The sequence below is a fragment of the Bradyrhizobium agreste genome (assembly GCF_016031625.1).
Taxonomy (GTDB): domain Bacteria; phylum Pseudomonadota; class Alphaproteobacteria; order Rhizobiales; family Xanthobacteraceae; genus Bradyrhizobium; species Bradyrhizobium agreste.
The window spans coordinates 290143-306424 of record NZ_JACCHP010000002.1 but is presented as its reverse complement, the minus strand read 5'-3'; the positions used below and the strand labels follow the sequence as shown (position 1 = coordinate 306424).

Sequence of the window (16282 nt, the reverse complement as noted above, 5' to 3'; positions counted from 1 at the left end):
CTCTTGGATTTGCAGCGACCATGTTCGCCCTGACGTTTCTCGGGACATCGGCCAGCGTTCCCTCAGCGGAGCGCAACCATCCGGCGCTGCTCGTGGAAGCCGCAGGCAAGCGTATCCTGGTCGATTGCGGCGAGGGCACGCAGCGCCAGCTGCTGCGCAGCGGCGCCGGCTTCCGGCGGCTTGACCGCATTCTGCTCACCCACGCCCATCTCGACCACGTGCTCGGCATCCCCGGACTGTTCTCGACACTCGGCTTGCGGCAGACGTCCGAGACAATGACCATTCACGGCGGCGAAGCCACGCTCGACCTCGTCGCCCGCATGCTCGCCGGCCTGTGGGGCGCGGGCAGGGCGCCGATCGCTGTCGAGTTCGCGGCGCTGACCGAGGGACGCATTATCGATGTCGGTGAATTCGCCATCGACTGTTTTCCCGTCCGCCACCGCGACACTGACAGCTTTGGCTTCGTCTTCCAAAGCCCCGCGCGCCGTCGTCTCCGGCCTGATCGCCTCATTGCGCTCGGTGTCCCCGACGGCCCCTTGCGCGGCGAGTTGGCCGCCGGCCGACCGATCGTGCTTGCCAACCGAACCATCGAGCCGGAAGACGTCCTGGGTCCGCCGAGCGGCGGCAGCAAGCTCGTCGTGATCGGCGACACCGAGACCACCGAGGGGCTGTCGCAATACGTGGCCGGCGCCGATATGCTGGTGATCGAGGCGACGTTCCTCGCCCGCGACGCGCCGACCGCGCGGAATTACGGCCATCTCACCGCGGCGAAAGCGGCCTCTTTTGCGGCCGCGAACAAGGTCGGACAGCTCGTGCTGACGCATCTATCGGGACGCTACGAGGACGCGGAGATTCTCGCCGAGGCGGCAAAAATCTTCCCGAACACCCGGATCGCCGCAGACTTCGACCACATCGTCGTCTGATCAAACGGGCCTTGGCCCGATCGCCCATGCAGCGCTTGCCAGCCCAGATGCGAGCGGCTAGAACGCTGCCACGCCTGAGCCGTGATTTGCGCGCTGCGCTTTCCGGCCCTCGTCGAACAAATCAGGCAAGTCAATGAATTTGTTCGACTATTCCGTTGGGGAATGGTGTAACGGTAGCACAACAGACTCTGACTCTGTTTGTCTTGGTTCGAATCCAGGTTCCCCAGCCAATTCCGGGCACTTGTCCCATGTCTGGTTCCAGGCCCACGCCCGGACGATAGGTCCACACTGCGCGGCGGTTTGTCTCATCCAACATCGCAATTGCAGGTCGGATCGCCGCGGACTGTATCGTCCTTGGGGCGTACAACCCAAAGGAGATCCGCCATGCCTTATGTCGATGGCTTCATTCTCGCCGTGCCGAAGGACAAGATCGAGGCCTACAAGACGCTGGCGACGACCGCCTGCGCGCTCTGGATGGAGCACGGTGCGCTCGACTATGTCGAGTGCATCGGTGACGACGTTCCCTATGGCGAGCTGACCTCGTTTCCGCGCGCCGTGATGGCGAAGGAGGATGAGGTCGTGGTGTTCGCCTGGATCGTCTACCGCGACCGGGAGAGTCGCGATGCCATCACCAAGAAGGTGATGGAGGACCCGCGGATGAAGTTCGAAGGCATGCCATTCGACGGCAAGCGGATGATCTATGGCGGCTTCACGACGCTGCTCCGTGCGGACGACATCGTGACGTGAGGGGAGCCTGCTACTTGATCTTGTCGTAGGCCGCCGCGAAATCGCCGAGCGGCATCGGGATCGCGATCGTCTCCTTGGCCATGTTCTGGAAGGAGACCTTCAGCTGCTTGCCCGACCGCAAGGCGGCGAGCAGGTCCGGCGCGACCGGCGTCGAAACGTAGCAACCGCGATTCTCGCAGGTCTGGATCTGGAGGTCGAACGTCTTGCCTTCGTCGACCTGGAGCTTGGCCCCGACGGGAAGGTTGAGGCCGAGCGGCAATTGCAGAAGCGCGATCGGCGTGCGGGTGTCGGGCGCGATGCGGATGTTGATCAGGACGACGGTCTGGCCGGTCTTGGTCAGCACCGCGTTCTGCTCCATCGCGCATTCGAGCGGCGCGTCGCGGCTTGCACTGGTGCAGCGGACGATCCAGCCGGGCTGTCCGGAAGCCCCGTCGGCCTGCGCCTGTGTCGGGGCAGGCGCGGGCTGCGCGGCCGGGGCGGGCGCGGCGTTCTTCTTGCCCTGCTGGGCATGTGCGGCACCTGCTGACAACAGCACAGCAGCGGCAAGGGCGACAAGTCTGAATTGCATAAGCATGGGAAACCGCATTTGCGAGGTGGGGTCTCGCTGTAGCGTCGCGGCAGGCGCGGCGCAAGCTTACTCGGCGGCTTCCTTGACGCGGCCGTGCTCGGGCGTCTCCTGGCCTTCGTCGTCCGAACGGCCCCAAGTCGAGAACCAGTTGTTGAGCTTGTCGAGATAGAGGTAGACGACCGGCGTAGTGAACAGCGTCAGCGCCTGGCTGACGATCAGGCCGCCGACCATGGCGTAGCCGAGCGGCTGGCGGATTTCGGCGCCGGTGCCGTGGCCGAGCATGAGAGGCACGCCGCCGAGCAGCGCCGCCATTGTTGTCATCATGATCGGACGGAAGCGCAGCAGCGCGGCCTGGCGGATCGATTGCTCCGGCGTCTTGTGCTCGTCGCGCTCGGCGGCGATCGCGAAGTCCACCATCATGATGCCGTTCTTCTTCACGATGCCGATCAGGAGAATGATTCCGATCAAAGCAATGAGGCTGAAGTCGAAGCCGGCCGCCATCAGGATCGCGAGCGCGCCGACGCCGGCCGACGGCAGCGTCGACAGGATCGTGATCGGATGGATGTAACTCTCGTAGAGAATGCCGAGGATCAGATAGACCACGACCAGCGCGGCGAGGATCAAGAGCGGCACGGTGCCGAGCGACTGCTGGAATGCCTGTGCGGTGCCCTGGAAGCTCGAATTCAGCGTCGCCGGCGCGCCGAGTTCGGCCATCCCCTTCTGCACGGCCTCGGTGGCCTGGCCGAGCGCGACGCCTTGCGCGAGATTGAAGCTGATCGTGATCGACGGGAACTGGCCCTGATGGCTGATCGAGAGCGGGCGGACCGGATCGGTGGTCCAGCTCGCGAAGGTCGACAGCGGCACCTGGTCGCCGGTCAGCGGCGATTTGAGATACAGCTTGTTCAGCGTATCGAGATCGCCCTGCATCTCCGGCAGCACTTCCAGGATCACCTTGTAGGTGTTGAGCTGCGTGAAATATTGCGTGACCTGCCGCTGTCCGAAGGCATCATAGAGCGTGTCGTCGATCAGCTGCGGCTGGATGCCGTAGCGGGCGGCGGTGTCGCGGTTGATCTTGAGCTGGACCGTCGTGCCCTGCGTCTGCTGGTCGGTCGCGACGTCGCGCAGCTCCGGCAGTGTCTGCATCTTGGCGAGAATCTTCGGCGCCCATTCGTTGAGCTCGTCCAGATTGGCATCTTGCAGCGTGAATTCGAACTGAGTGCGCGTGGGTCGGCCGCCGAGCCGCACGTCCTGGGCCGCCTGCATGTAGAGGCGGGCGCCCTGGACCTTGTCGAACTGCGGACGCAGGCGCGCGATGATCTGCTGGGCCGATGCGTCGCGCTCGTTGCGCGGCTTCAGCGTGATGAACAGGTTGCCGTTGTTGCCGGCACGGCCGCTGCCGCCGATCGCCATGGCAACGCTGGCAACGTCGGGATCGGCCAGGATGATCTTGCCGAGTTGCTCCTGGCGTCTCACCATCTCCTTGAACGAAATGTCCTGCGAGGCCTCGGAGGTGGCCGTGATCAGGCCGACGTCCTGCTGCGGGAAGAAGCCCTTGGGAATCAGCACGAACAGGTAGATCGACAGGCCGAGCGTGGCGAAGAAGATCGCGAGCGTGGTGCGGCGCCAGGCCAGGGCATGGTCGAGCACGTATTCATAGCCGCGCAGCATGCCGTCGAAGGCGCGCTCGCTCCACTGATAGAGCTTGCCGTGGGTGACCTCGCCATGGGCGCGCAGGAAGCGGGAGGCCATCATCGGCGAAAGCGTCAGCGAAACGAACATCGAGACGAAGATCGTCATCGCCAGCACCACGGCGAATTCGCGGAACAGGCGCCCGATGATGCCGCCCATCAGGAGCAGGGGGATCAGCACCGCGACCAGCGAGACGCTGATGGAGACGATGGTGAAGCCGATTTCCTTGGAGCCCTTGAAGGCGGCTTCCATCGGCGAGTCGCCTTCCTCGATATAGCGCGTGATGTTCTCGAGCATCACGATGGCGTCGTCGACCACGAAGCCGACGGCGATGGTGAGCGCCATCAGCGACAGATTGTCGAGCGAATAGCCGGCCACCCACATCAAGGCGCAGGCACCCAGCAGCGCCAATGGCACCGTGACGGTGGGAATGACCGTCGCCCAGAAGCTTCGCAGGAAGACGAAGATGACCATGACCACGAGAGCGATGGTCAGCAGCAGCGTGAACTGGACATCCTCGACCGCGGCACGGATGGTCGTTGTTCGGTCGCTGATGAGCTCGATCTTGATCGCGGGCGGGATCGCCGCCACGAGGCGGGGCAGGGTCGCCTTGATCCTGTCGACGGTTTCGATGACGTTGGCGCCGGGCTGCTTGAAGATCACCAGGAACACGCCGCGCTTACCGTTCGCCCAGGCCGCCTGTTTGGCGTCCTCGGCGGCGCTGACCGCCTGGCCGATATCGCGGATTCGCAACGGAGCGCCGTTGCGATAGGCGATGATGACGTCGTTCCAGTCCTTCGCGTGGGTGAGCTGGTCGTTGGCGTAGATCGTATAGGCCCGCTTCTCGCCGTCGATATTGCCCTTGGGGCTGTCGACCGTGGTGATCGCGATCTGGCTGCGGATGTCCTCCATCGACAGGCCCTTTGCCACGAGCTTGGCGGGATCGACCTGGATGCGGATGGAGGGTTTCTGCTGGCCGCCGATGAAGACCTGGGCGACGCCGGAGAGCTGGCTGATCTGCTGCGCGAGCTGAGCATCGACCGCGTCGCTGACGCTGGTCAGCGGCAGCGTCTCCGATGTCGCCGACAGCAGCAGGATCGGCGAGTCGGCGGGGTTGACCTTGCGGTAGGTCGGAGGCGACGGCAGGCTTTTCGGCAACTGGCCGCTGGCCGCGTTGATGGCGCCCTGCACGTCGTTGGCGGCGCCGTCGATGTTGCGGTTGAGATCGAACTGGATGGTGATCGACGCCGTGCCCAGATAGCTCGTCGAGGTCATCTGCGCGATGCCCGGAATCTGGGCGAATTGCCGCTCGAGCGGCTGCGCCACGGACGAAGCCATCGTTTCAGGGCTGCCGCCGGGCAGGTTGGCGGTGATCTGGATGGTCGGAAAGTCCACCTGCGGCAGCGGCGCGACCGGAAGCAGGGGATAAGCGACCAGGCCGACGAAGAGAATGCCGGCCATCAGCAGCGAGGTGCCGATGGGATATCGGATGAAAGGTGCCGAAATCCCGCCGTCGGTCATTGCTTTTGTACCTTGTTCTGGGTCGGATCCGAGCTTGCCACCGCCGTCGACACCAGGCTGCCGGGCTGGACCTTGAACTGACCGCCGACGATCACCTGCTGGCCGGGGCTCAATCCTTCCTCGATGACCGAACGCCCGTCGATGCCATAGCTGACCTTGACCTTGTGCAACTCGGCCTTGTTGTCCTGATTGACCGTATAGGCGTAGAGCCCGTTGGTGGAGTGCTGGACCGCATCATCCGAAACGACGGTCGCATCCTTCAGCGTTCGCACCAGGAGCCGCGTCGAGACCGACTGGCCCGGCCACAGCGTGTGGTCCTTGTTGTCGAACACCGCCTTGAGCCGGATCGTGCCGCTGGTGGTGTCGACCTGGTTGTTGATGACCGCAAGCTTGCCCTCGGCCAGCGTCTTCTTGCCGTCGGTGGTGAAGGCGATCACCTTGAGCGCGCCGGCCTTCTGGCCCTCGCTGATATAGGGGAGCTGGTCTTCCGGCGCGGTGAAGATCACCGCGATCGGCTCGACCTGCGAGATCGTGACGATGGCGGTCTGCGACGAAGCGTTGACGATGTTGCCGATGTCGACCTGACGCAGGCCTGCAACGCCGGTGATCGGCGCCCTGATCTGGGTGTAATCGAGCTGGGTCTGGGCGTTGGAAATCGCGGCATCATCGGCGGCGATCTGGGCGGTGAGCTGGGCGACGGTGGAGCGCTGCGTGTCGACGCGCTGGGCGGTGGCGAATTCGCCGAGCTTCGTGGCGCGCTGGAGTTCGAGATTGGCGTTGGCGAGACTGGCCTCGTCCTGCGCCTTCTTGGCCTTGGCCTGGTCAAGCGTGGCCTGATAGGGGCGGGGATCGATTGAAACCAGGAGATCGCCCTGCTTGACGATCTGGCCTTCCCTGAACTCGAGCTTGTCGATCTGGCCATCCACACGGGTGCGGACCTGGACCGTGTTGAACCCCTGAACCGTGCCTAGACCGGTCAGATAGACCGGGAAGTCGGTCTTCTGAACCGGCGCAACGCTGACGGGGACGGCGGAGGGGCGGGGCGGACCTTTCTGGGCGGTCTGGGCTTTTCCGGCTCCAGGCCCGAACTTCTCCCAACCATAATAATAATAACCCGCGGAGGCCACGGCCGCGATGATCAGAAGCCAAAGGATCGGCCGGGACTTATTCATGTCGTCACGTGTCGGCGCGTATGCCCTCATCTACGAATGATAGGGCAATCGCAGGGTTCCAGTGCGTTGTATAATACACGCCAAGTTCCAGTGTAAACAGCACTATCCGTTGAGAATCCTAAACAATTGGAAAGCTTTGCACTGCGTGGGCAGTGCCGTGGCGCCGCTCTGTGCAGTGCTGCATTTTCCCGGCTGGACCGATCGGCGGGCACGTGCGGCCCCTGCAGACGGTATGCTTGGCATCAATTGGCACTGCGCCGTTGCTCGCAGCCGCTGACGAGAATGGTTCTAAACCGCGCGAAAGCCGTTCCGGTTGTCACGAAGTTCGGCAACGTCCATATCGGCGCCACCACAGATGGAGCGCAGGATGGACGAGCTGAACGGCAAGCTGATCGCGTGCCAAATTCTGATCACGGGATTGATCGCGCGCGTCGCCAACGAGCAGCGCGATCCCTTGCGCTTCCTCACCGACTTTCGCGACGAGATCAAAGCCGTCGTAGGCGGCGTCAACATCGCCGGCATGGACTCAACCGATCGCGTGCGTGCGGTTGCGCAGAAGACCGTCGACGAATTGTTCTCGCTGATGAAGCCGCCGAGCAGCGACTGAGAGAGATGCGCGATCGCTGCACTGTTTTTAGAACGAGTCCAGTCTCGTCTTAGAACGATTTGAAACTGCAGCTTAGAATCGTTTTGATCTGGACTGATTCAAGGGTTCTCGCGAGCGCCTCGCATTGACCCGTTATTTTGCGGCCGATACCAACAGCCCATCGTTCGTTCGAAGTGAATGAGCGAACAGGAAGATGGGGCGTTTGGTAATGGGGCAGGTGGTCGCACCGAAGTCGTTGCGTTCGGTCGTAGCGTTCGATCCGATGGATGAGAGGTCCGCGGGCGTTTCCGGCAAAAAAGTTTCGGCGGTCGCGAGCTTGATCGCGGTGGCGTCGGTGTCGAGCGGCGCGCAGGCGCAGCAGTCGAACCTGCCGCCGGTGACGGTCGATGCTCCGGTCGAGCGTCCGCGTCCGACGGCCTCGAAGCCTTCGCCCGAGCAGGTCCGCGCCCGCAACGCGCTTCGCCGCGCCGCGCAGCGCCAGCAGGTGCAGACGGCACCCGCAACGCCGTCCGTCGCTGCCGACGCCAATCCGTATGCGGATCCGACTGCGCCCTATAAGGTCGACCATGTTCAAGCCGGCGGCAAGTTTCCGGAGAAGCTGGTCGATACGCCGAAGTCGATCACCGTTCTCAGCAAGGAAGTCCTCGAGGACAAGAACGCTACGTCGCTGAAGCAGGCGATCCTCAGCACGGCCGGCGTGACGCTTGGCTCGGGCGAGGGCGGCAACGCGTTCGGCGACCGCTTCTTCATCCGGGGTTTCGATGCCCGCAACGACATCTTCATCGACGGCGTGCGTGACGCCGGCGTCAGCGTGCGTGAAAACTTCTTCACCGAGCAGGTCGAGATCCTGCGCGGTCCCGGTTCGACTGTGTCCGGCCGCGGCGTTGCCGGCGGTGCGATCAACATCGTCACCAAGCAGGCGACGACCGGGGGCAGCTTCTACAACATGGACAGCACGTTTGGCACTGACCAGACCAAGCGTGTCACGATCGACGTCAACCAGGTGATCGACCCGACCCTTGCGGTTCGTGCCGGTGGTCTATTCCAGGATGCTAATGTTGCCGGCCGCGACTATGTCACCGACAATCGAAACGGTGCGTTTGTCGCGACGACGTGGAAACCGACCGACACGATCAAGCTCACCGGCAACTACATCCATACCGAGCTGACGGGTATTCCCGACTTCGGCGTACCCTATTATCGTCCCAGCACGTCGAGCACCGCGGGCGGGCCGTTCCCGGATTTCGGCGTCAACCGCAAGAATTTCTACGGCTTCGTCAATCGCGACTTCTTCCGGACTGGTCAGGATATCGGCACTCTCAATGCCGAGGTGCAGATCACCCCCGACCTGATGCTCAGCAACAAGACGCGGGCGTCGCATTCGACACAGAACTATATCGGTACGCTTCCCGAGGCGCCGTCGTTGAAAAACCCGCTGACGGCCTCGACCCTGAGTGCCAATCCGCAGAGCCGCTTCCAGGCGACCGACGTATTCGCAAACCAGACCGAAGCGACCTACAAGTTCAATGACGACGCAGGCTTCAAGCACACGCTGCTCGGCGGCATCGAATACGACCGCGAGCGTTCGTCGATCGACCGATACACCGGCCTCAGTTCTGAGCAGGTCACCGGCACGCCTTTTACCGGCAGCGGAGCGAAGACCGACGTGAGCGTGTTCTATCCGCAATATACCAATCTTGCCTTCCCGATACCTGGTGGCCTCACTGGACGGCCGACGAAAATCGCAATCGATACCGTCAGCGGCTATGTCATGGATTCCGCCAACTACCGCGATCTGGTGATCCTCAACGGAGGCTTCCGCTACGACGACTACAGCATCAAGACCACCGGCTATGCCGCGAACGGCGCGTTCGGTCAGCAGTCGGCGGATTTCCTGATCCCCAACTTCAATCTCGGCCTTACCCTGAAGCCTCTGCCGAACGGCAGCGTCTATGTGGCCTATGCAACTTCGGCGAACCCGGTGGGTGCTGAGTTCGACGGGACCAGCACGGCCTATGGTGGCCTCAATCCGACCCTCGCCGGCGGCAACACCCAGATATTTGGCCCCGAGAAGAACAAGGCTATCGAACTCGGCACCAAGTGGGAGCTGTTCGACCGTCACCTGCTTCTGACCGCGGCGCTGTTCCAGACCACGAAGGAGAACGCGCGTGAGTCGCAGAATGTCAGTAGCGCGGCCGCTGCTGCTCCGTTGGGATGTGTCTATCCGACCGGAACGACCGGCAACATATCGTGCATCACCGCCGGTGCCGCCTATCGCATCCGCGGCATCGACCTTGGTATCGGTGGCAACATCACCGACAAATGGAGCGTGTTCGGCGGCCTCGTGCTGATGCAGTCGGAAGTGACGCAGTCGCTGGCGCCGTCGGCCAACAAGACGCTGTACCCGACCAACGTCGGGCGTCCGCTCGCCAATATCGCGCACGAGTCGTTCAGCCTGCTGTCCAAATATCAGCTCACCGACACCTGGGAACTGGGCGGGCAGGCGGTGTATCGCTCCAAGATCTACGGCGGCACCCTCCTGGCCGCCAACCAGGGCACGTCGCTCCCGAGCTACTGGCGTTTCGACGCGTTCGCGGAGGCGAAGATCGATCAGCACTGGAAGCTCAAGCTGTTCGTGAACAACATCTTCGACAAGCGCTACTACGACGCGCTGTACCAGAGCGCAGCACCGTTCGTGCTGGAAGCACCGGGCCGTGCCGCCTATGTGGTGCTCTCCGCGCGTTACTAGGAGCAACGACGAGTTTCATGCTGACATGCATAGAGAACGTTCTCAGCAAGGATGATGTGGCGGATTTCCGCCGCATCATGGATGCCAGCGCATGGGAGGACGGCCGCTCGACTGCAGGGGCGCAGTCGGCCATGGTCAAGCGCAACGAACAGCTGCCACCTGACAGCGAAGTCGCGCGAAAACTCGGCAACCGCATCATCTCGGCGCTGACATCGAACCCGCGCTTCATCGCGGCGGCGATCCCGCGCCAGATCTTCCCGCCGCTGTTCAACCGCTATGCCGCCGATAGCGGCCACCATTTCGGCCTGCACGTCGACAATGCGATCCGCGGCGACCGCCTGACCGGCCTTCGCATCCGCACCGACCTGTCGGTCACGCTGTTCCTCGCCGAGCCAGAGGAGTACGACGGTGGCGAACTTGTGATCGAGGACACCTACGGCTCGCACGAAGTCAAGTTGCCAGCCGGGGACTGCGTGCTCTACCCCTCGACCAGCCTCCATCTGGTCACCCCCGTGACCAGGGGGGTGCGGGTTGCGTCTTTCTTCTGGCTTCAGAGCATGATACGGGACGATCAAGCCCGGAGCATGATCTTCGACCTCGACACCGCGATACAGGCGCTGGTGGAACGGCTCGGGCGTGACGATCCCGAAACGGTCAAATTGACGGGTATCTATCACAACCTCATTCGCTACTGGGCTGAAGTATGAAGACCATGTCCTTCCAAGCAAGCGTTGCCGCAGCCTTGATGCTCGCTGTGGCTTGGCTCGCGTCCCCGGTTTCTGCCCAGACACAAAGTCCGGCGGCAGCACCGGCCCAGTCGGCGGCCCAGCCGTCCGGGGGCGGAACGGTTCCGTCGGCATCCACGCCGGCAGCGCCTGCGGCCTCGCCGGCTCCCGCCGTTGCGGGCGCCGCTCCCGTGGCCCTCAATTCCGCGAGTGCGAAGCCCGAGGCGGCGGGCATCGCGCCGGCCATGAAGGAATTGTCGCCCTGGGTGATGTTCATGTCGGCGGACGTCATCGTGAAGGCGGTGATGATCGGGCTCGCCTTCGCCTCGCTGATGACCTGGACCGTCTTCATCGCCAAGTCGATCGAGCTGTCGATCGCCTCCAGCAAGCTGCGTTCGGCGTTGAAGAAGATCGCGGAGGCGCGCTCGCTCGCCGAGGCGCAGATGGCGCTCGGCACCAAGGAGGGCATCCTGCCGTCGTTCCTGGCGGCGGCGCTGCGCGAGGCGCGGATGTCGGCCGGCCTGTCCAGCGATGCCGGCATCAAGGAGCGCGCGGCCTCCAGCTTTGCCGAGATCGTGCGCGCGGAACAGCGCCGCATCCGCATCGGCATGGGCGTGCTCGCGACCATCGGCTCGACCTCGCCCTTCGTCGGCCTGTTCGGCACGGTCTGGGGCATCATGAACAGCTTCATCGGCATTTCGAAGTCGCAGACCACGAACCTCGCCGTGGTCGCGCCCGGCATCGCCGAGGCGCTGCTCGCCACTGCGATCGGCCTCGTCGCCGCCATTCCCGCCGTCATCATCTACAACCACTTCTCGCGCGTGACGAAGGGCTATCTTGAGCTCGTCAGCCGCGCCTCGGGCGCAGCGGGGCGGCTGCTGTCGCGCGATCTCGACCGCAGCCACGGCAGCGTGCATTCGCGCGCGGCGGAGTAGATCATGGCCGTTTCGCTCGCAGACAATGACGACGACGACGATTTCTCGGAAACGCATGACATCAACGTCACGCCGTTCATCGACGTCATCCTGGTGCTGCTGATCATCTTCATGGTCGCCGCGCCGCTGTCCACGGTCGACCTGCCGATCGATCTGCCGACGTCGAGCGCGACGCCGCAGAAGAAGCCGGACAAGCCGACCTATCTCAGCATCAAGCCCGATCTGACGCTCGCGATCGGGGAGAACCCCGTTCACCGGGCCGAGTTGATCGGAACCCTCGACGGCCTTTCCGACATGAGCAAGGACAAGTATGTTTTCCTGCGCGCCGATCGCTCGGTGCCCTATGGCGAGCTGATGGGCGTGATGGAGCTCTTGCGCTCGGGCGGCTATACGCGCGTGAAGCTGGTCGCGCTGGAAGGTGCGCCGGGTGCGCCGGCGGTCGGCGCCGCTCAGCCTTAAGAAGACGGGACGATGCCGGACGAACCGAGACCATCCCGTAAGCTCTGGATCTTAGCGGCGGTGGCGGCGCTCGCGCTCCATGTCGGTGGCGCTGCGCTCGCGCTGGCGCATTTGCGCGCCGGCGACGACGGCGATGGCCTTGGTGCGGCCGGTGCGGAGTTCGCGGTCGAGATGGCTTCGCCCAAGGTGCCCGATACCGATCTGCCGCCTGGACCCGATAGCGAGGCGATGCAGGAGCAGCAGGCGCTTCCCGAGCAGAAGGCCGAGACCAAGGAGATGGAGCTTCCGAAGGACCAGGCGCAGGAGGTCGAGGATCCTGACCGCGTCGTGACCGAGAACAACACCAAGAAGCCAACGGAAGACGATCCGAAGATTCAGGCTGTCGAAACGCCCGCCGCCGAGGCATCGCCGAAGTCGGTTGCAAGTGCGCGGCAGACGCTCGATGAGGACGCGCGCGAAGCCGAGAAGGCCCTGGCGCCGGTCCTGGGGCTTGGCAAGGACATCCTGAAGATCACGGCTGACTGGAACCGCAAGATCAGCGCGCATCTTGCGGCTCACAAGGTCAATCCCGAGGGCAAGCAGCCCAATAACCAGAAGGTCAAGGTGAGCTTTGCGATCAACCGGAAAGGCAACGTGCTGTCGGTCGAGGTCGCGGAGTCGTCGGGAGACGCAGCCTACGATGCCGCGGCGGTGTCGATCGTCCGCAAGTCCGATCCGATCCCGCAGCCGCCTGCCGGACTGACCGACGATCGGTTCGAACGGACCGTGGACATCATCTTCACGCCGCCGGATTCGAAGAAGAAAAAGGCGGCTCAGCGCCAGTAGAGCCGGATCCCGACATAGACCACGACCAGGCAGGCGAAGATCAGCGCCACGGGGAGAGGGCGTTTCTGGGCTCCGCTGGCCGCGCCTGTCCCGAAGAAGCCAGCGCTCTTCGGCTTCGGCGCCGGGCGCCGGAAGGCGGTAACATTGTCCGCTGCCGGCTTGGCCTGGCGGGGGCGGACGTCGGGTGGCGTTCCAGCGCCGCCCATCTCGACGTAATAGGCCTTGTAGATCGCACCGATGGTGGCCTCGGTGGCCTCGCCTTCGCTCATCTGCGTCAGCAGGTTCCTGTAGCTCTCAAGGAACTCCTGGGCCTCCGGAGGCAGCGCGGACGCCCCGTTGAGCTTGGCCATCATCTTCCAGGTGGCGAAATCGGCGCGGGCGCGGGTGTCGGCGCGTCGCGCGATCAGCATATCCGCAGCTTTGACCAAGTCGGCCTCTGGCCCTTCGGCATGGGTTCGGATGTCAGGTTCAACTATGCGTTGCCGGTCAGGAAGAGAACAGCCTGAATCACATGACCGGTCAACGTCCGCAGTATTGCTGAAATAACATCAAGATTTAGACCGAACTGCGAGCCTGCCAGCGGCAGCAGGATCAAGAGCCCGATCAGGATCAACATACCGAACGGCTCGAGCCGGGCCAGCGGCAGGGCGAGGGCCCGCGGCAGCAGCCCGACCGCGACGCGGCCGCCGTCCAGCGGCGGGATCGGCATCATGTTGAAGACAGCCAGGATGGCGTTGATGATGAGCGCATTCTTGAGATTGTCGCCGATCCATTTCGCCGAGCTCGCGGGCACCAGGGGCAGGGCGTGGAAGGCGACCGCGGCGGCCAGCGCCAGCAGGATGTTGGTGGCGGGCCCGGCGAGCGCGACCCAGACCATGTCGAGCCTGGGGTTGTTCAGCTTGCGGAAGTTCACCGGTACCGGCTTGGCATAGCCGAACAGGAACGGCGAATGCGCGAACAGCAGCATCGCCGGCAGGATCAGGGTGCCGAATGGGTCGATATGCCTGATCGGATTGAAGCTGACCCGGCCGAGCTGCGAGGCCGTGTTGTCACCGAGCCGGTCCGCGACGAAGGCGTGCGCGGCCTCGTGGAAGGTAATGGCGAGCACCAGGGGCAGGACCCACACCGAAAGGTCATAGAAGGAAATGTTCACGGCTCGTCTGTCCCGGTTTGCCGGCGGCCTTGCAGCCGTCCCGGTCGACCGGCGGTGCAGCAACGCTCAAGCTGAAGATAGGGTGACTTCTTCCTGGATGCCACGCTGCGAGAGATCGAGGGATCGATCCCGCCCTGCCGTCCGTCCAAATTCACGCCGGGATCGTCCCCTGATATTGCACCAGACCGTCATCGAGCTTCACCCAGGCGAGCTTTTCCGACACCCAGATGTGCTCGGTCGGCGCGAAGGCATTGCGATCGTCGAAAGTGGCCAGCGCCACGCCCGCCAGCGTGCCGTTGCGCCGCCAGGCAAACAGCCGTGTGCCGCACTGCTTGCAGAACACACGATCGATGTTCTCGGAGGAGGCGTAGCGGGCGGTCTCGCCCTCGACGGTCAGTGCGCGCTGGTCGAATTGCGCGCGAGCAAAATAGGGCGAGCCCATCGCCTTCTGGCAGATGCGGCAATGGCAGATGCGGACGTTGAGCGGCTCGCCCTCCGCCTTGAACCGCACCGCGCCGCACAGGCAGCCACCTTCCCGGATCATGATGTCCTCAATAGGTTGCGCGCCCGCCCGAGATGTCGAACACAGCGCCGGTGGAGAAGGCGCAATCCTCGGACGCGAGCCAGGCTACCATCGCGGCGAGTTCTTCCACCAGCACGAAGCGTGCCTTCGGGATCTTCGACAGCATGAAATCGATATGCTGCTGCGTCATCTGGTCGAAGATCGCGGTCTTGGCGGCCGCCGGCGTCACCGCGTTGACGAGGATGTCATGTGCGGCGAGCTCCTTGCCGAGCGACTTCGTCAGCGCGATCAGGCCGGCCTTGGAGGCCGAATAGTGCGCCGCGTTCGGGTTGCCTTCCTTGCCGGCGATCGAGGCGATGTTCACGATGCGCCCGTATTTCTGCTTGATCATTTCGGGCACGATCGCCTTGCTGACGATGAAGGGGCCTTCGAGGTTGATGCGCAGCACCTTGCGCCATTCCTCGATATCGGTCTCCCACACCGGCTTGTTGACGCCGGCGATGCCGGCATTGTTGACGAGGATGTCGATCTTGCCGAAGGCGGCCAGCGTCGCATCGCGGGCCTGCTCGACGGCCGCGGTGTCGGTGACGTCGACCTTGAAGACTTTCGTTTCGCCACCGATCTCCTTTGCCGTCTTCTCCGCCAGCGCGGCGTCGAAGTCCCAGATCGCGACCTTGGCACCGGAGGCGACGAAGCGCTCGGTGATGGCGCGGCCAAAGCCCTGCGCGCCGCCGGTGACGATGGCGATGCGGCCGTTGAGATCGATCTTGTTCATGCGAAGTCCCTTTCGCTATCCCTCATGGTGAGGAGCGCGCATCTGGCGCGCGTCTCGAACCCCAGAGCCCGTGGCCCATCCCTCGAGACGGCGCTGCCGCGCCTCCTCGGGATGAGGAGAGGTCAGAGCATGTAGCCGCCATCGACCACGAGGTCGACGCCGGTGGTGAAGGCGCTCTCGTCACTGCCGAGATACACGGCCATTGCCGCGATCTCCTCGGCGGTGCCGAGCCGGCCCATCTTCTGGCGGGAGATGAACATCTCCTTGCCTTGCGGGCCTTGTGCAGCGGCGCGGTCGAGCATCGAGGGCGTCTCGACGGTGCCGGGACAGATCGAGTTGCAGCGGATGCCCTTGGTGATGAAATCGAGCGCGACCGCACGCGACAGCAGCGACACTGCCGCCTTCGACGAGCTGTAGACGTAGCGGTTCGCCGGCGGCCTCAGGGCCGCGCAGGAGGAGATGTTGACGATGCTGCCGCCGCCGCCCGCGATCATGTCGGGCAGGAAGGCCTTGATGGTCCGGTGCATCGATTTGACGTTGAGGTCGAACGAGAAATCGAAATCCTCTTCGGAGCATTCCAGGATGGTGCCGTGGTGCACGAACCCGGCGGCGTTGAGCAGGATGTCGATCTTGCCGATGCGCCCCGCAAAGGCGTTGACCTCGGCGGTGTTGCGGACGTCGAGCTTTGCAACTTCAGTGACGCCTTCCTTGGTCAGGCCAGCGATGCCGGCTTCGTTGATGTCGGTGGCGATGACGATTGCGCCTTCACGCGCGAATGCGATGGCGCAAGCGCGCCCGATGCCTGCTGCCGCTGCCGTGACGACGGCGCGCTTTCCCTTGAGGCGGTCTGCCATTCTTCTCTCCTCTGAATTTTCCGTCGTCATTCCGGGGCGCCCCTCTTGGCGCGAACC

At 63.8% G+C, this 16282-nt stretch carries 16 protein-coding genes and 1 tRNA gene; 9 read left to right on the top strand and 8 right to left on the bottom strand.

Annotated elements, in window-relative coordinates; translation table 11 throughout:
- The first annotated feature begins 20 nt into the window (after positions 1-20).
- The 3 genes from rnz to HZZ13_RS04145 all read left to right on the top strand — a co-directional run bounded on the left by rnz (position 21) and on the right by HZZ13_RS04145 (position 1670).
- Positions 21-923, top strand: a complete 903-nt coding sequence (gene rnz / locus HZZ13_RS04155) for a ribonuclease Z (protein ID WP_197958377.1) — start codon at positions 21-23, stop codon at positions 921-923.
- Positions 924-1079: 156 nt separating this feature from the next.
- Positions 1080-1153: transfer RNA gene (locus tag HZZ13_RS04150), tRNA-Gln, on the top strand.
- 154 nt (positions 1154-1307) lie between these two features.
- Positions 1308-1670 carry a DUF1428 domain-containing protein gene (locus tag HZZ13_RS04145; protein WP_197958376.1) on the top strand — a complete coding sequence of 121 codons (363 nt, stop codon included), beginning with the start codon at positions 1308-1310 and terminating at the stop codon, positions 1668-1670.
- 10 nt (positions 1671-1680) lie between these two features.
- Here HZZ13_RS04145 and HZZ13_RS04140 read toward each other — a convergent pair whose 3' ends face one another.
- The 3 genes from HZZ13_RS04140 to HZZ13_RS04130 are packed head-to-tail and all read right to left on the bottom strand — an operon-like array spanning position 1681 to position 6620.
- Positions 1681-2244: an invasion associated locus B family protein gene (locus tag HZZ13_RS04140; RefSeq protein ID WP_197958375.1), complete on the bottom strand. Its 564-nt coding sequence runs from the start codon at positions 2242-2244 to the stop codon at positions 1681-1683.
- Positions 2245-2304: 60 nt separating this feature from the next.
- The gene (locus tag HZZ13_RS04135; RefSeq protein ID WP_197958374.1) at positions 2305-5448 is read right to left on the bottom strand and encodes a multidrug efflux RND transporter permease subunit; all 3144 of its coding nucleotides are present in this window, start codon (positions 5446-5448) and stop codon (positions 2305-2307) included.
- A complete protein-coding gene (locus tag HZZ13_RS04130) occupies positions 5445-6620 on the bottom strand; it encodes an efflux RND transporter periplasmic adaptor subunit (RefSeq protein WP_197958373.1) in 1176 nt (391 codons plus the stop codon). Before HZZ13_RS04130 ends, HZZ13_RS04135 begins: the two co-directional genes overlap by 4 nt.
- 367 nt (positions 6621-6987) lie before the next feature.
- Here HZZ13_RS04130 and HZZ13_RS04125 point away from each other — a divergent pair, with 367 nt between their 5' ends.
- The 6 genes from HZZ13_RS04125 (at position 6988) to HZZ13_RS04100 (ending at position 12920) form a co-directional block, all read left to right on the top strand.
- Positions 6988-7227, top strand: a complete 240-nt coding sequence (locus HZZ13_RS04125; RefSeq protein WP_197958372.1) for a hypothetical protein — start codon at positions 6988-6990, stop codon at positions 7225-7227.
- A gap of 208 nt (positions 7228-7435) precedes the next feature.
- Positions 7436-9976, top strand: coding sequence for a TonB-dependent receptor (locus tag HZZ13_RS04120; protein ID WP_197958516.1), 2541 nt, complete (start codon positions 7436-7438; stop codon positions 9974-9976).
- Between the two features lie 17 nt (positions 9977-9993).
- Positions 9994-10683, top strand: a complete 690-nt coding sequence (locus HZZ13_RS04115) for a Fe2+-dependent dioxygenase (RefSeq protein ID WP_197958371.1) — start codon at positions 9994-9996, stop codon at positions 10681-10683.
- On the top strand, positions 10680-11636 hold the full coding sequence (exbB, locus tag HZZ13_RS04110) for a tonB-system energizer ExbB (protein WP_197958370.1): 957 nt from the start codon (positions 10680-10682) through the stop codon (positions 11634-11636). The genes HZZ13_RS04115 and exbB overlap by 4 nt, the downstream gene beginning before the upstream one ends.
- Positions 11637-11639: 3 nt before the next feature.
- Positions 11640-12095, top strand: coding sequence for a TonB system transport protein ExbD (gene exbD, locus HZZ13_RS04105; RefSeq protein ID WP_197958369.1), 456 nt, complete (start codon positions 11640-11642; stop codon positions 12093-12095).
- 12 nt (positions 12096-12107) lie between these two features.
- Positions 12108-12920: an energy transducer TonB family protein gene (locus tag HZZ13_RS04100; protein ID WP_197958368.1), complete on the top strand. Its 813-nt coding sequence runs from the start codon at positions 12108-12110 to the stop codon at positions 12918-12920.
- Here HZZ13_RS04100 and HZZ13_RS04095 read toward each other — a convergent pair.
- The 5 genes from HZZ13_RS04095 to HZZ13_RS04075 form a co-directional block, all read right to left on the bottom strand.
- A complete protein-coding gene (locus tag HZZ13_RS04095; protein WP_197958515.1) occupies positions 12908-13330 on the bottom strand; it encodes a hypothetical protein in 423 nt (140 codons plus the stop codon). The two genes, HZZ13_RS04100 and HZZ13_RS04095, sit on opposite strands and share 13 nt — an antisense overlap.
- Before the next feature lie 62 nt (positions 13331-13392).
- Complete coding sequence (locus HZZ13_RS04090; protein WP_197958367.1) at positions 13393-14073, bottom strand: site-2 protease family protein; 681 nt, start codon at positions 14071-14073, stop codon at positions 13393-13395.
- Positions 14074-14224: 151 nt separating this feature from the next.
- Positions 14225-14617: a GFA family protein gene (locus HZZ13_RS04085; RefSeq protein ID WP_197958366.1), complete on the bottom strand. Its 393-nt coding sequence runs from the start codon at positions 14615-14617 to the stop codon at positions 14225-14227.
- Between the two features lie 7 nt (positions 14618-14624).
- On the bottom strand, positions 14625-15371 hold the full coding sequence (locus HZZ13_RS04080; RefSeq protein ID WP_197958365.1) for an SDR family NAD(P)-dependent oxidoreductase: 747 nt from the start codon (positions 15369-15371) through the stop codon (positions 14625-14627).
- A 122-nt stretch (positions 15372-15493) separates the two neighbouring features.
- Positions 15494-16225: an SDR family oxidoreductase gene (locus HZZ13_RS04075; protein ID WP_197958364.1), complete on the bottom strand. Its 732-nt coding sequence runs from the start codon at positions 16223-16225 to the stop codon at positions 15494-15496.
- Positions 16226-16282 lie beyond the last annotated feature (57 nt).

Bases quoted from the DNA above. Each gene is read 5' to 3' on its own strand.
- rnz (WP_197958377.1), top strand. From the start codon at position 21: ATGTTCGCCCTGACGTTTCTCGGGACATCGGCCAGCGTTCCCTCAGCG.
- HZZ13_RS04145 (WP_197958376.1), top strand. From the start codon at position 1,308: ATGCCTTATGTCGATGGCTTCATTCTCGCCGTGCCGAAGGACAAGATC.
- HZZ13_RS04140 (WP_197958375.1), bottom strand. From the start codon at position 2,244: ATGCTTATGCAATTCAGACTTGTCGCCCTTGCCGCTGCTGTGCTGTTG.
- HZZ13_RS04135 (WP_197958374.1), bottom strand. From the start codon at position 5,448: ATGACCGACGGCGGGATTTCGGCACCTTTCATCCGATATCCCATCGGC.
- HZZ13_RS04130 (WP_197958373.1), bottom strand. From the start codon at position 6,620: ATGAATAAGTCCCGGCCGATCCTTTGGCTTCTGATCATCGCGGCCGTG.
- HZZ13_RS04125 (WP_197958372.1), top strand. From the start codon at position 6,988: ATGGACGAGCTGAACGGCAAGCTGATCGCGTGCCAAATTCTGATCACG.
- HZZ13_RS04120 (WP_197958516.1), top strand. From the start codon at position 7,436: ATGGGGCAGGTGGTCGCACCGAAGTCGTTGCGTTCGGTCGTAGCGTTC.
- HZZ13_RS04115 (WP_197958371.1), top strand. From the start codon at position 9,994: ATGCTGACATGCATAGAGAACGTTCTCAGCAAGGATGATGTGGCGGAT.
- exbB (WP_197958370.1), top strand. From the start codon at position 10,680: ATGAAGACCATGTCCTTCCAAGCAAGCGTTGCCGCAGCCTTGATGCTC.
- exbD (WP_197958369.1), top strand. From the start codon at position 11,640: ATGGCCGTTTCGCTCGCAGACAATGACGACGACGACGATTTCTCGGAA.
- HZZ13_RS04100 (WP_197958368.1), top strand. From the start codon at position 12,108: ATGCCGGACGAACCGAGACCATCCCGTAAGCTCTGGATCTTAGCGGCG.
- HZZ13_RS04095 (WP_197958515.1), bottom strand. From the start codon at position 13,330: ATGCTGATCGCGCGACGCGCCGACACCCGCGCCCGCGCCGATTTCGCC.
- HZZ13_RS04085 (WP_197958366.1), bottom strand. From the start codon at position 14,617: ATGATCCGGGAAGGTGGCTGCCTGTGCGGCGCGGTGCGGTTCAAGGCG.
- HZZ13_RS04080 (WP_197958365.1), bottom strand. From the start codon at position 15,371: ATGAACAAGATCGATCTCAACGGCCGCATCGCCATCGTCACCGGCGGC.
- HZZ13_RS04075 (WP_197958364.1), bottom strand. From the start codon at position 16,225: ATGGCAGACCGCCTCAAGGGAAAGCGCGCCGTCGTCACGGCAGCGGCA.